Origin of the sequence: Lutibacter sp. A64, assembly GCF_022429565.1 — a bacterium.
Classification (GTDB): domain Bacteria; phylum Bacteroidota; class Bacteroidia; order Flavobacteriales; family Flavobacteriaceae; genus Lutibacter.
Genome location: NZ_CP092487.1, coordinates 2,865,829 through 2,879,565 on the forward strand (window position 1 = coordinate 2,865,829; position 13,737 = coordinate 2,879,565).

General features: G+C 29.7%; 19 protein-coding genes. 5 read left to right on the plus strand and 14 right to left on the minus strand.

The genetic code is table 11. The features are described from left to right. Positions 1-7: 7 nt before the first annotated feature. Positions 8-688, plus strand: a complete 681-nt coding sequence (rsmI, locus tag MKD41_RS11645) for a 16S rRNA (cytidine(1402)-2'-O)-methyltransferase (RefSeq protein ID WP_240242464.1) — start codon at positions 8-10, stop codon at positions 686-688. 5 nt (positions 689-693) lie between these two features. Here the strand turns inward: rsmI and MKD41_RS11650 are convergent, their stop codons facing one another. The 4 genes from MKD41_RS11650 to MKD41_RS11665 form a co-directional block, all read right to left on the minus strand. Further along, positions 694-1,548 carry an endonuclease/exonuclease/phosphatase family protein gene (locus MKD41_RS11650; protein ID WP_240242465.1) on the minus strand — a complete coding sequence of 285 codons (855 nt, stop codon included), beginning with the start codon at positions 1,546-1,548 and terminating at the stop codon, positions 694-696. Positions 1,549-1,699: 151 nt separating this feature from the next. Next, positions 1,700-2,880, minus strand: a protein-coding gene (locus MKD41_RS11655; RefSeq protein WP_240242466.1) for an IS3 family transposase whose coding sequence is annotated in 2 segments (ribosomal slippage) — positions 1,700-2,622 and positions 2,622-2,880 — 1,182 coding nt in all. Because the reading frame shifts where the segments join, the coding sequence is not laid out codon by codon here. A 140-nt stretch (positions 2,881-3,020) separates the two neighbouring features. Next, positions 3,021-4,064 carry an SMP-30/gluconolactonase/LRE family protein gene (locus tag MKD41_RS11660; protein ID WP_240242467.1) on the minus strand — a complete coding sequence of 348 codons (1,044 nt, stop codon included), beginning with the start codon at positions 4,062-4,064 and terminating at the stop codon, positions 3,021-3,023. A gap of 117 nt (positions 4,065-4,181) precedes the next feature. Then, on the minus strand, positions 4,182-4,508 hold the full coding sequence (locus tag MKD41_RS11665; RefSeq protein WP_240242468.1) for a winged helix-turn-helix transcriptional regulator: 327 nt from the start codon (positions 4,506-4,508) through the stop codon (positions 4,182-4,184). A gap of 130 nt (positions 4,509-4,638) precedes the next feature. Between MKD41_RS11665 and MKD41_RS11670 the strand changes: the two genes are divergently transcribed. From MKD41_RS11670 to MKD41_RS11685, 4 genes are all read left to right on the plus strand, one after another. Continuing rightward, complete coding sequence (locus MKD41_RS11670; RefSeq protein ID WP_240242469.1) at positions 4,639-5,634, plus strand: YhdH/YhfP family quinone oxidoreductase; 996 nt, start codon at positions 4,639-4,641, stop codon at positions 5,632-5,634. 126 nt (positions 5,635-5,760) lie between these two features. Then, positions 5,761-6,588, plus strand: coding sequence for a helix-turn-helix domain-containing protein (locus tag MKD41_RS11675; protein ID WP_240242470.1), 828 nt, complete (start codon positions 5,761-5,763; stop codon positions 6,586-6,588). 91 nt (positions 6,589-6,679) lie between these two features. Beyond that, entirely contained in the window at positions 6,680-6,826 is a 147-nt protein-coding gene (locus MKD41_RS11680) for a hypothetical protein (RefSeq protein ID WP_240242471.1), read from the plus strand. Positions 6,827-6,872: 46 nt separating this feature from the next. Continuing rightward, positions 6,873-7,421, plus strand: a complete 549-nt coding sequence (locus MKD41_RS11685; protein ID WP_240242472.1) for a carboxymuconolactone decarboxylase family protein — start codon at positions 6,873-6,875, stop codon at positions 7,419-7,421. 75 nt (positions 7,422-7,496) lie between these two features. Here MKD41_RS11685 and MKD41_RS11690 read toward each other — a convergent pair whose 3' ends face one another. The 10 genes from MKD41_RS11690 to MKD41_RS11735 all read right to left on the minus strand — a co-directional run bounded on the left by MKD41_RS11690 (position 7,497) and on the right by MKD41_RS11735 (position 13,732). Further along, positions 7,497-7,832 carry a hypothetical protein gene (locus MKD41_RS11690; RefSeq protein WP_240225908.1) on the minus strand — a complete coding sequence of 112 codons (336 nt, stop codon included), beginning with the start codon at positions 7,830-7,832 and terminating at the stop codon, positions 7,497-7,499. Positions 7,833-7,857: 25 nt separating this feature from the next. After that, positions 7,858-8,058 (minus strand): helix-turn-helix transcriptional regulator, encoded by a 201-nt coding sequence (locus MKD41_RS11695; RefSeq protein ID WP_240225909.1) that lies wholly within the window; start codon positions 8,056-8,058, stop codon positions 7,858-7,860. Between the two features lie 96 nt (positions 8,059-8,154). After that, positions 8,155-8,619, minus strand: coding sequence for a hypothetical protein (locus MKD41_RS11700; RefSeq protein ID WP_240242473.1), 465 nt, complete (start codon positions 8,617-8,619; stop codon positions 8,155-8,157). A 208-nt stretch (positions 8,620-8,827) separates the two neighbouring features. Then, positions 8,828-9,988, minus strand: coding sequence for an iron-containing alcohol dehydrogenase (locus tag MKD41_RS11705; RefSeq protein ID WP_240225911.1), 1,161 nt, complete (start codon positions 9,986-9,988; stop codon positions 8,828-8,830). Positions 9,989-10,010: 22 nt separating this feature from the next. Continuing rightward, the gene (locus MKD41_RS11710) at positions 10,011-11,006 is read right to left on the minus strand and encodes an NADP-dependent oxidoreductase (protein WP_240242474.1); all 996 of its coding nucleotides are present in this window, start codon (positions 11,004-11,006) and stop codon (positions 10,011-10,013) included. A 10-nt stretch (positions 11,007-11,016) separates the two neighbouring features. Then, entirely contained in the window at positions 11,017-11,439 is a 423-nt protein-coding gene (locus MKD41_RS11715; protein ID WP_240242475.1) for an organic hydroperoxide resistance protein, read from the minus strand. A 7-nt stretch (positions 11,440-11,446) separates the two neighbouring features. Beyond that, positions 11,447-12,079 (minus strand): nitroreductase family protein, encoded by a 633-nt coding sequence (locus tag MKD41_RS11720; RefSeq protein WP_240242476.1) that lies wholly within the window; start codon positions 12,077-12,079, stop codon positions 11,447-11,449. Between the two features lie 14 nt (positions 12,080-12,093). After that, the gene (locus tag MKD41_RS11725; RefSeq protein ID WP_240242477.1) at positions 12,094-12,756 is read right to left on the minus strand and encodes an NAD(P)H-binding protein; all 663 of its coding nucleotides are present in this window, start codon (positions 12,754-12,756) and stop codon (positions 12,094-12,096) included. Between the two features lie 2 nt (positions 12,757-12,758). Then, positions 12,759-13,337: a TetR/AcrR family transcriptional regulator gene (locus tag MKD41_RS11730; RefSeq protein ID WP_240242478.1), complete on the minus strand. Its 579-nt coding sequence runs from the start codon at positions 13,335-13,337 to the stop codon at positions 12,759-12,761. A 2-nt stretch (positions 13,338-13,339) separates the two neighbouring features. Beyond that, positions 13,340-13,732: a hypothetical protein gene (locus tag MKD41_RS11735; RefSeq protein ID WP_371824265.1), complete on the minus strand. Its 393-nt coding sequence runs from the start codon at positions 13,730-13,732 to the stop codon at positions 13,340-13,342. Between the last annotated feature and the right edge of the window lie 5 nt (positions 13,733-13,737).

Below are 13,737 nucleotides of genomic sequence, written 5' to 3' on the forward strand. Positions count from 1 at the left end.
TAATATTTTGGAATCAAAACTATATTTAGTACCAACACCTATTGGAAATTTAGAAGATATAACTTTTAGAGCTATAAAAGTTTTAAAAGAAGTAGATTTAATTTTAGCTGAAGACACACGTACCAGCGGAAAATTATTAAAACATTTTGAAATTTCTACGCATATGCACAGTCACCATATGCATAACGAGCATAAAACAGTAGATAACATAGTAAAACGTATTAAAAGTGGTGAAGCTATTGCCTTAATTTCTGATGCAGGTACTCCAGCAATTTCAGATCCAGGGTTTTTATTAACACGCGCTTGTATAGAAAACGACATTGAAATTGAGTGTTTACCAGGTGCAACAGCTTTTGTTCCTGCATTGGTAAATAGCGGTTTACCAAACGATAAATTTGTTTTTGAAGGCTTTTTACCTGTAAAAAAAGGACGACAAACGCGTTTCACTTTTTTAGCTGAAGAAACCCGAACTATTATTTTTTATGAATCGCCTCATAAATTGATAAAAACACTCACTAATTTTGTTGAATATTTTGGAGCAGACCGTCCAGTTTCAGTTTCTCGAGAACTTACTAAATTATACGAAGAAACAGTAAGAGGAACCGTTGCAGAAGTGCTTGAACATTTTACAAAAACTGCTCCAAAAGGTGAATTTGTTATTGTTTTAGGAGGAAAAAATACTAAGTAATTTTTTTATTCTAATGTTAAACTTATAAAAATAGGAAAATGATCTGATGGATATTTTAAATCTATTGAATTAGACAATACACCATACTTTTTAACTTTAATTTTTGAAGATTTAGAAAGCATAATATAATCTATTCTTCTTGTAACTAATTCATTAAATTTAAAATTATTAAATGTTCCGTTAGGTCCAAAAATAGTTTTTGCTTTTTCTTTAGAATCTACTAAGGTTTGTTTAATATTTTTTATCACTTCACTATTTGGTTCTACATTAAAATCACCCATAACAATAACTGGTAAATCATCAGTATTTAAATCTGATATTTTTTTTAAAATTAATTGTATACCATTTAATCGAGCCTGATTTCCAATATGATCTAAATGTGTATTAAATACCCATATTTTTCTATTTGTTTCATGTATTGTAAAAAGTCCATATGTACAAATTCTAGGATAAGCAGCATCCCAACCTTTTGAAATTTCAGTTGGTGTTTCTGAAAGCCAAAATGTATTCTCTTGTTCAACGCTTACTTTGTCTGCATTGTAAAAAATTGCTGAAAATTCGCCTTTATTTTCTCCATCTCTCCCCTTACCAATAGCTTTATAATTTTTTAAAGCATCTTTTAAATCTGTCATTTGGTTAGGCCTAGCTTCTTGTACACCAAATATATCTGGACTATAAAATAATATTTGTGAACTCAAAAAATCTTTTCGATTTTTCCAAGCATTTTCTCCATCAGAAGCAACATCTAATCTAATGTTGTAAGTCATTATATCAAGATTGTGCTCTATTGCTGGTTTATCGGATTTACAACCAAAAAAACTCATACATAAAACCACAATAGAAACTAAATAATATTTCATAAATATCTATTCTTTTATTTGAAAAACACGTACATAATCTACCACCATTTTCTGTGGAAAAATAGTATCATCTATACCTTCTCTTCCTCCCCAACTACCACCAACAGCAACATGGACTTGCAACAAAACATTGGACAATTAATTGCGAGATTTAAGCGGCTACATTTTGATTATACATTTCTGTTTCAAATTCATTAATAGTTTTATAACCTAAAGTTGAGTGTATCCTTCTTTTATTATACCAAGTTTCTATCCAACTAAAGATTGATAGTTCTGCCTGAGATCTATAATTGTATTTGTGTTTATAAACCCATTCTGTTTTTAAGCTTTTGAAAAAGGATTCTGCAACCGCATTATCCCAACAATTCCCTTTTCTACTCATAGATTGTGTTACTAGCCCCTTGTAATTTTTAATAATATCTGTAAAACGACTACTAGCATACTGAACTCCCCTGTCAGAATGAAAAATGAGTTCTTCTTTAATTACAGTCGATTTAACAGCCATATTCCAAGCAGAGATTATAGTGTCTTTAGTTGTTAAATTATCACTCATAGACCACCCAATTATTTTTCTGTTAAACAAATCTATAACGACCGTTAAATACATCCATCCTTGTTTAGTTTCTATATAAGTGATATCCGACACCCATACTTGATTTTTTCTAGAGACTTCAAAGTTTTGATTTAAAATATTTGCTGCTACAGAATATTTATGATTGCTATCTGTAGTTACTTTAAATTTTCGTATTCTTCTAGCAAATAACCCGTTAACCCTCATAATTCTAGCTACTCTTGGTTTAGAAATATAATGACCTAGCTTTTCTAATGCGGCTTTTATTCTTGGAGCTCCATAGCTTTCAAAACTATCATTAAAGATAGTAACAATCATTGCTGACAGCTTCTGATTATATAACCAAAGATCTGACGCCTTAGCCTTTAACCAATTATAATAACCGCTAGTACTTACTTTTAATACTTTACACATCTTCTCAACTGAAAATTTAAATTTATGGTGTTTTATAAACCTGAATTTCTCTTGTCGCTCTTGGAGAAGATGCTCACCGCCTTTTTTAATATCTCATTTTCTTCTGAAACATCTTTTAACTGACGCTTTAATAACGCTAGTTCTTTTTGCTCATCTGTTAATTTTGGCTTCCCTCGACCTAGAAAACTGTTCTTCCCATAATCTTGTGACTCACGCCGCCAACGATGTAATACCGAATATGGGATATCCAATTCCTCACATATTTGCTTAACACTACCTCGTGCATAGCTTAATTCTAAGGCCTTTTGTTTAAATGATGTACTGTAATTTCTGTGTTGTCTTTTCATAATTCAAAGTTAATTTAAGTAACTCTAAATCTCGCATCTTTATGTCCAGTCTAATGTAGTAATTCCAAATTTAGTTTTCTTCAATATTAATCTTGTTTAAAAAGAGTTTTAAAACAGTACATTTGAAAATTACACTAAACTTATTCTTTTAGATTTATATATGACAAGGTATAAGGCTTACTGTGTTTCGTGTTTTTCATTCCTTTAGCAACCATTAAATCAAAATTCGAAATAATTAATTTATCTCCGTAAACAATTAAATCTGCTGGTTGATCTAATGCCCCATTTTCACCATCATTATCAGGATATTGAGCAAGAATTGTTACTTTTTTATTAGTATCAACCTTAAATATTTGGTTTTGTGCAAAACCTGCTACATATAAATTCCCTTTTAAATCAATATTAATTCCATCAGGAGCAACAGTTATAGGTAATTTTACGTAAACCTCATCATTACTTACTGTACCTTCAGGTGTTAATGTTAGTTTATAAATAGTTGCATCACCCAAGTTTCCAACCAATAAATTACCTTCTTTATTAAAAACCAAACCATCTAAACCTACTTGTCTATTTGGGTTTTGCGTTATAGAAGTGTAAATTAAATTTTTATCTGAATTATCATTATTAATTGTAATATTTCTATCTGAAATTTTAAAGCAATACACACCGCTAACAACTTTATCTTTTTTAAGTTTTGGTAAATTGGTTTGAGTAACATAAACGGCTCCATTATAATATCTAATTCCGTTTATTGAATTAAATCCTGAAGCAATAATTTCTGTATTAATCAACGTATTTTCATTAAAAGTCATTCTTAAAAGTCGCCCTTTATTACCTTGATTGTCACAAACATAAAGCACACCCTTATCGTCATAAGCAATTCCCATTGGTTTAGACATTCCTGTTTCTTGTAAAACAGGTACATCTACTAATTTTGAAACTTCTCCTTCTTTGGTAATACGCATTAAAACCCCAGGTTTAGACCTGTCTGCATAATTTGGACAAGAGAGTGTTAAACTTCCGTCGGGTGCAATATCAAACGCATCTGGAGTTGGACAATAATCTGGTAATTCAACAAATAATTTTGCCGATAATATATCTGTTTCATCAACTTGACCAAACGAGTTAAAAGAAGTAAATATGAAACAATAAAAAAGTAAAAAGCGGTTTTTGAATAAATTCATAATGATTTTAGTTATTAGTTGTCTCAAAAATAGAGAACCTATAACTACAAAAATTTCTTAAGATTAACTTAAAGCAACTAAATTTTACCCCTTTGTCTTAATTCAATTCTAAAAAAGTTAATTTTCTTCAGCATCAATCATTTTTTCAAAAAGAATTCCACCTTTAAACATTCCCTTCAAATACGGATGAATTTCTTTTCCTAAATCGGTTAAACTATATTCAACTCTTGGTGGAACTTCAGGAAAAACTTTTCTATTAATTAAGTTATCTGCCTCTAACTCTTTCAACTGTTTGGTAACCATTCGCTCACTAATATCTGGCAAAAGTTTTACCAATTCATTATACCTTTTGTCACCTTGAAAAAGGTGCAAAATAATAGTGCTTTTTCGCTTTCCTTTTACAACATTTATAAACGTATCAATTGGACAGTAACTTTTTTTCATTTTTTTTTCAGCGTTTAGACTTATATTTTAAACAATACAGCACAAAATGTTCGTTAGTGCATTAATTGTAAGCTCTTGTTTACTAGTGTTTATTGATCGAAATTTGTTGCTAAATTAACAAAAAGAAATTATGATGAATGATAAATTAACCTTTAAAGCTTTTAGAGTTGAAGAAGAAAATAATACATTTAGTTCAACAATAAAAGAAATGCCTTTTGAAGAATTAGCATCAGGAGAATTATTGATAAAAGTTCATTATAGTTCGTTAAACTATAAAGATGCATTATCAGCAAATGGAAATAAAGGCGTAACCAAAAATTATCCACATACTCCTGGAATTGATGCTGTTGGAACCGTAGTTTCTTCAACTTCAGAAAAATTTAAAAGAGACGAAAAAGTACTTGTTACAAGCTATGATTTAGGAATGAACACCAATGGAGGTTTTGCTGAATATGTAAAAGTTCCAGAAAATTGGGTGGTAAAATTACCCAAAAATATTTCTATGAAAGAAGCAATGATTTTTGGAACCGCAGGTTTAACAGCTGGAATGTCAGTTTTAAAATTAATTGAAACCGTAAAACCAGAAAACGGAAACGTTGTTGTTTCTGGAGCTACAGGCGGCGTTGGTTCTTTAAGCGTATTAATTTTAAATAAATTGGGCTATAATGTAACTGCAATCACCGGAAAAGAAACCGAAAAACAATATTTTGAAAACTTAGGTGTTGAAGTAATTTCTCGAAAAGATTTTGAAGAAATGCAAAAAAGACCGCTTTTAAAACCGCTGTTTTCTGGGGGAATTGATACCGTTGGTGGTGTTATTTTAGAAAATATTATAAAAACAGTAAAACCTTTAGGCCTAGTAACTTGTTGTGGAAATGTAGCGTCTCCAAAACTAGATTTAACAGTATTTCCGTTTATTTTAAGAGGAATTTCTTTAATTGGAATAGATTCTCAAAACTACCCAATGAAATACAGAGAACAAGTTTGGAATAAATTGGCTAACGAATGGAAAATTAATGATTTAAACGCTAATTGTACTACCATAACTTTAGAGCAATTAAGTGAAAAATTAAACTTAATGTTAGCAGGAAAATTAAAAGGAAGAACCGTTTTAGAACTCGCATAAAATTAAATTTGAATTTAAATGTTTAAAAGACTGAAGAAATTAAATCCTTCGGTCTTTTATATTTTTAGTACCTTGTAATTAACTTATTTTTTTTCGACTAACAATTAAGTACTAATGTTATAAAAGATGCTATACAACGGACCAACAAACGAATATTTAAAAGTTGAATTAATTGACGCTAAAAATTGTTCAATTTTAAAAGAAAATGTTGAAAGCAGCTTAACATTAATTTGGTGTTTAGACGATACTACTGTATTAACAATTGATAATAAAAAACATCATTTCAAAAAAAATGAAATTGTTTGCTTTACAGAGTTTCATAAAATTGAAACCACTGCCATTGGTAAGCTGCAAATGATACGTTTTAATAGAGCTTTTTATTGCATTATTGATCACGATTCTGAAATTAGTTGTAAAGGAATCTTGTTTTTTGGAGCTTCACAATTACCCATTTTAAAACTTTTAAATAAAGATATAGAACCTTTTGAAACCTTGTTTAAAGTATTTAAACATGAAATGGATTCTAACGATAAATTGCAACTAGAAATGTTGCAAATGTTGTTAAAAAGATTACTTATTTTATGCACACGAATTTATAAAGAGCAACACAATTATAGTGCGCTTACCAATGCCAGTTCAGACATAGTGCGTGAATATAATTTTTTAGTTGAAATGCATTTCAAAACAAAACATTCCGTTGCTGAATATGCAGAAATTTTAAACAAATCACCTAAAACACTTTCTAATTTGTTTTCAAAATTAGAAACAAAAACACCGCTACAGTTTATTCAAGATAGAATTATGTTAGAAACGCGAAGATTATTGCGTTATACAGACAACTCTATTAAAGAAATTGCCTACCAAGTAGGTTACGAAGATATCCAGTCTTTTAGTCGTTTTTTTAAGAAAAATGAAGGAATTTCTCCTTCAGAATACAAAAAAATGAGCTTTTAGGAAGAATTGACAACTCCTAAGGTAATCTTGCCTAACAACAACCTGTTCTTTCGTCGCATCTTTGCACTATCAAAACGAAAAAACAGTAATTATGAAACATTTAAATACAGTAAAAGACAGCGTTTCTCTTTTAAAAGAAAACTTTACTAACAAAGCAGTTATTAATAACAATCTTAATTCAAAAGATGCTTATTGTGAAAAACATGCAATAGCAGATTATTACTGTGAAACAGAATAAACTTTAGAATTCTAAAAAATAATATTTAACTAAAAAAATAAAAATCATGAGTAAATTTAGTATACCAACAAAAAACGAAGTATCAGAAAACAATCAAATAATTTTTGGAAACCTTGAAAAAGCATTAGGATTTGTACCTAACTTATATGCTTATTTTGCAAAAAATGAAACAGCATTAGGCGATTATTTAATTTTACAAAACCGCACATCTACTTTAAAAGCAAAAGAACGAGAAATTATTAATTTAGTAACAAGTCAAATTAACGGATGTCGTTATTGCCAATCTGCGCATACACAACTTGGAAAATTAAATGGTTTTTCAGAAGATGAAATTTTAGAATTAAGAGCTGGAACGGCTTCATTTAATTCAAAATATGACGCTTTAGCAAAGTTTACAGCTTCTGTTGTTGAAAACAAAGGAAAAGCTTCACAAACGGCTAAAAACGCCTTTTTTGAAGCAGGTTATACCGAAGCTAATTTAATAGATGTTGTGTTTGTAGTTGGCGATAAAATAATTAGTAATTACATACATAATTTAGCCGACTTTGCAATTGATTTTCCAATAGCAGCAGAGTTAGAAACTGCAACTGTTTAAATTGTAATTTTTACCCAATAAAAAAGCCAAAGAATAATTCTTTGGCTTTTTTTTGTGTTTTAAAATTTGAAAGTATTAAAATAAATAACCCAAAAAATAATCTAGTGCTCTAAAAACTATAGCAATAGCAAAAACAATTAATAAAAATCCAAGACAACCATTTTTTGGAGATTCAATAATTGGTTTTTCATTTTTATAAAGGTCAACTACAACTCCACTAAATCCAAAACCTATCACCATTTTACATTCAACTTCTTGCTCATTTTCTTTAATCTTAAATGTATGTGTTGCTCCAAAGATTGAATATATTTCCGAAACAATTTCACCATTAACTTTAACGGTTTCCTTCCCTAAAAAAGAATTAAATACTTCAATTTTGTTATCATCTAAATATACAGTGGTAAATTTCATTTTGTTTTTATTGGTTAAATAATAATTAATCTTCTTCTTCAATATCAAATAAATATTCAACGGTAACTTTAAAAAAACGAGCCATTTTTATGGCCAATGTTACTGACGGATTGAATTTATTTTTTTCAATGGCGTGAATTGTTTGTCTTGAAACACCCAATTCATCAGCCAATTGCGCTTGTGTTAAATCGTGTCGAGCACGTTCTACTTTAATTAGGTTTTTCATTTTTTAGAGTTGTTTCAGTTATAAAAATAATTAATAAAGCTATGAACAGAACGGTAATTAAAAATGTTAAGTTTAATTTTAATAAAACTAACATAACTAATAAATTCTTTTTTTAATGAAGAACGTGATTAAGTAAAAATACATAAACAAGGTTACAAAATAATCGATAGTTAGTTTAATTTCCTCTGAAAATGCATACAATAAAATTGAAATTAGTATTCCAACAATGGCTGTTAGCTGATACGATTCCAATCTTAACTGATTGATATAATCATCCTCCACTTTTTCTTTTGAAAGCATATACATTAAAATACCCAAAATTGAAAGTGCATCTAAATAACGCAATGTTTTTGCTCCAAAAAAATCTTTAAAAGTAGTAATATGTTCAATTTGTGAAACAACGTGTTCTTTATTAGCTATTTTCTCATCAATGGGTTGAAAAGAGTTATAACCATCACAAAAACCATTTACAAAATCATCTCCAGCAGCAATAAATGAAAAGACAATAAAAACTGTCAACCCTAATTTTTTACACCAATTTGGTAGTATTTGTAGTTTCATAATCTATTATTTTTATACAAATGTAAATAATACTTTACATTATGCAATAAAAAATAGATTAATATTTAGTTTTGGAGTTTTTAGTAAATAAAAAAACCGAAGAATAATTCTTCGGCTTTTTCTGTTTTTTATCAACCTGAATCATCAAACAATTAGATTATCAGAATAATGTAATACTGAAATAAATTCAGCATAATGTCAGGTTATTTTAATAACTCATTTCAACAATTTTTTCAACCATTGTTGGTGTTACTTTTCCGTGTTCGCCTAAACCTTTCCAACCACGTTCTTCAAATCGTTTTGAAATTATTTCAGCAGTTCCTTTGTAATCTTCGGTATATTCAGAAAGTTTTGTTTCAATTCCTAATGAATGGAAAAACGCTGTTGTTTTTTCAATTCCCGCTGTTGCTTTTTCTTCTAAAGTTCCTTCCGTAACATTCCAAACACGTGTTGCATACTGCGCTAGTTTTTCTTTTTTATCTTCTAAATTTACTGAGTAATGACTTTCAGTAATAATTGCCAATGTACGTGCGTGATCAATACCAAATAAAGCTGTTAATTCGTGTCCAATTGCGTGAATAGCCCAGTCACTTGGAACTCCTTGTTGAATTAATCCATTCAACGCCATAGTACAACTCCACATAAAGTTAGAAGCCGTATTATAATCAAACTCTTCTTTTAACATTGTTGGAGCAATTTCAACAATAGTTTGTAGAATACTCTCTGCAAAACGATCTTGTAATTTTGCATCAACAGGATACGTCATATATTGTTCTAAAACATGCGTAAAAGAATCCGCTAATCCATTTGCAATTTGACGTTTTGGAATAGATTTTACAACTTCAGGATCTAAAATTGAAAACTGAGGAAATAATCCTGGTCCGCCCATGGCGAATTTTTCTTTGATTTCAGCTCTTGTAATTACCGCACCCGAATTCATTTCTGATCCTGTTGCAGGTAAGGTAAGTACTGTTCCAAAAGGCATTCCTTCTAATGTACGAATGTTTTTAGATAAAATATCCCAAGGCTCTTCACCTTCATATAAGGCTGCTGCGGATAAAAATTTGGTTCCATCAATTACAGAACCTCCACCTACAGCTAATAAATACGTGATTTTTTCAGCTTTAATAATAGTTAAAGCTTCCATTAAAACATCGTATTCTGGATTTGCTGGAATTCCACCAAATTCAATCACTTCAAATTTAGAAAGTGCTTTGGAAACTTGTTCGTAAACACCATTCTTTTTAATACTACCTCCTCCGAAAAGCATTAATACTTTTGCATTTTCTGGAATTTCAGTAGCAAGATTTTCTATTTGATTTTTACCAAATAAAATTTTTGTCGGATTTTTATATTGAAAATTATTCATAATAAATATTTTAATAGATTATTTATATTTTAACTAGCATTTTACCACTATTTTTTCCATCAAAAAGATCTAAAAACGCCTGAGGAATTGTATCGAAACCTTCAACAACAGTTTCTGCATACGTTAATTTACCTTCAGCTAGCCATTGTGATAATTGTTGTAAGGCTTTAGGAAATTGTTTAGCATAATTAGAAACAATAAAACCTTGCATTAAAGCACTATTTTTCACTAAAAATGGTTGTACGCTAATGCTTGTTGGTAATTCTGTAGTATTGTAAACAGATATGGCACCGCAAATAATAATACGCGCAAATTTGTTGATATTAAATAAAACAGCATCAGAAATTGGACCACCAACATTATCAAAATAAATATCTACACCATTTGGAGCTGCTTTTTTAATGGCTTCTGCCATATTTTTAGTTGTGTTGTAATTAATTGCTTCATTAAAACCAAGTGATGATTTTAGCATATCTACCTTTTCGTCAGTTCCTGCAATACCAATTACTTTACAGCCTAACAATTTAGCAACTTGACCAACTACACTTCCTACAGCGCCAGCGGCACCAGAAATAACAATAGTTTCCCCTTTTTTAGGTTTTCCTATTTCTGTTAAACCTAAATACGCTGTTAAACCAGTCATTCCTAATACACCTAAATATGTTGAAAGTGGTGCTTTTGAAGCATCTACTTTTAATAATCCTTCACCTGTAGACTTTTGAAATTCTTTCCAAGCTAATAATCCACTTACAAAATCACCTTTTTTAAAATTCTCATTTTTAGAATCTACAACCTCAGCAACAATACCTGATGAAATTGGTTTATGTAATTCAAATGGCGGTACATAAGATTTTGCATCGCTCATTCTTCCTCTTAAATAAGGATCTACAGATACATAGTTTGTTTTTAAAAGGATTTCTCCTGCTGCTATTGTTTCTATTTCATTTGAAACAAATTTAAAGTCCGATAATTGCGGTTTCCCAACAGGTCTTTTATCTAATAAAATTGTTTTGTTCATTATACTTAGTTTAAAGTTGAATAATTTCAACATTAATATTTCCTTTTGTAGCTTTAGAATATGGACAGACTCTATGTGCAGCCGAAATAATTTTTTTAGATTCTTGTGCAGATAAATTAGCTATTTTTACTTTAATAATTGCTGAAAGTCCAACACTTCCACCTTCTTGAGCACCTAAAGTAACCTCAACAGTTGTTGTAGAATCAACTTCTATGTTTTTATTTTTAGCAACCATAATAATGGCATTGTCAAAACATGCAGCCCAACCAGCTGCAAATAATTGTTCTGGATTGGTATATCCATTTTCTTGTCCGCCAAATTCTACAGGTACAGATACTTTTAAATCTAATACACCATCATTGGTTTTTACCTCACCACTTCTACCACCTTTTGCGGTAGCAATAGCAGTATAATTATTTTCTTTTGTAGACATTTTAAATTTATTCAATAACAGTTACTAAATCTTCAGTACTTTTTCTAACTTTTACCAAATTAACTAACCAGTCTTTATCTGCATCTCTATAACCGATTGGTAATATTACTGCACTGCGTAAACCTTTTTCACGTAAACCTAAAATTTTATCTACAGCTTCAGGTTCAAAACCTTCAATTGGTGTTGCATCTACACCTTCATAAGCAGCGGCAATTATAGCTGCGCTAAATGCAATGTAAGCTTGTTTTGCAGCGTGATTAAAGTTGATTTCAGTATCTTGTTTTGGGTAAGAACTTAGTAACATTTGACGGTAATTTTCCCAACCTTCATTTTTAAATCCACGAATTTCATTTGTAAGATCAAACATTTTGTTAATTCTGTCTTCGGTATACGTATCCCAAGCGGCAAACACTAACAAGTGAGAACAGTCTGTAATTACACTTTGGTTCCAAGCTACTGGTTTAATTGCTTCTTTAATAGCTTGATTTTTAACTACAATTATTTCAAAAGGTTGCAATCCGCTTGATGTTGGTGCTAAACGCGCTGCTTCAATGATGTTTGCAATTTTTTCTTCTGACACCTTTTCTCCATTCATTGCTTTTGCTGCGTATCTCCAGTTTAATTTATCTAATAATTCCATTTATTTTTATTTTTTTAATTACTAATTGCTTTATTTTTAATTTGATATGAGCTTATTATTTTTTCTTTTGAAGTTGAATTTGCTAAGTTTAGCATTGCTTGTGCAATATGTTCAGCTTCAGTAATCTTATATTTTTTTAATTTTCCAACGAAAAAAGGTTGCAGAACTTTAAAAATAGCCAATCCAATTTTTTCTCCAATTCTATTTTCTTTTCTATCTCCACCAATAATTGAAGGTTGTAAAATGTAGGTGTTTTTTATTTTTTCTGAAAGTACAGCTTCTTCCATTTCACCTTTTGTTCTATTGTAAAAAATGCTACTTTTTGCATTTGCTCCTATTGCCGAAACCACTAAAAAAGTATGAATTCCATTTTCTTTTGAAAGCTTTGCTGCTTTTACTGGAATGCCATAATCTATAGATTTATAAATAGTTTTATCGGGTGTTTTTTTAGCAGTGGTTCCAATACAACAAAAAACTTCATCGCCTATAAATTCTTTCTTAAAATTTTCTAGAGCAATAGTATCTCCAATAAATTGTTCTACTTTTGAAGGTAAATTTTCAATCTTTTTTCTTGAAAATAATTTAATAGTTTTATAACGCTGATCTTTCAATAATTTGTCTAAAAGTATTGAACCTGTAAGACCAGTTGCTCCTAAAATAATTGCTGTTTTTTTCATAATTACGCTTTAATGCTATTCCAAGCTGCTTCAAAAGCATCTTCTAAATTATTTTCAGAAAGAATAAGTAATTCCTTTTGTTTCATATTAGATAAAAAAGCCAACGGATAAATTGTATATGCATATAATAAATAAGGCGATACTAATTTTATAACACCTTTTTGTTGTCCGCGTTCCCATAAGTCTAACAAGGGTTGTAAATGTTTTAAGCCTTTTAACCTACTTTCTTCATCAATAATTGGTGCATTGTCTATTTGCGATAAAAAATTAGATTCAGGAATTTGGTTCAATTTAAAATCGGCAATATTCATCCACACTTGTCTAAAACTATCTTTAATACTTTCTTCTTCATTATAATTTTTAAAGGCATAAGCACTAAAAGCCGCTTTTATTTCTAAATACAACTGATTGATTAAATCTTGCTTATTTTCAAAATAAATATAAATTGTAGCAGGAGAAACAGCTGCCATTTTTGCAATTTTACTCATTGGAGCAGCATGAAAACCATTGTTATTTACCAAAGTAAGCGTTGCATCTAAAAGTGCTTTTCTTTTTTTATCACATTTTTGTCGTATAGCCATAATTATACGGTTTTATTATTTTTAAAAATTGAATTTTTTATTTTCCATACTACAAAAATTAATAGAAATTGTATTGGCAATCTAATTAAAGCAGCTTGCTTACTACCTATAGCAGGAGCGCTAGAAAACACATCCCAAATATGAATTGGTAGAAAAAGTATTAATAAAATTAATATTCCCAAGGCTCCTAATTTTGAATACTTTTTAAAAAATAACATTGCTCCTACTATAATTTCAACAGCTCCAGAAATATAAATTATTGCTAATTTAAAAGTTAAAAATGCCGGAACAAATGGCATAAAAAAGCTTGGTTTTATAAAATGTTGTGCTCCTGCATATATCATAAATACTGCAATTACAATTTTTAAAACATTCCAAATTTTTAAAGAATTCATTTTCA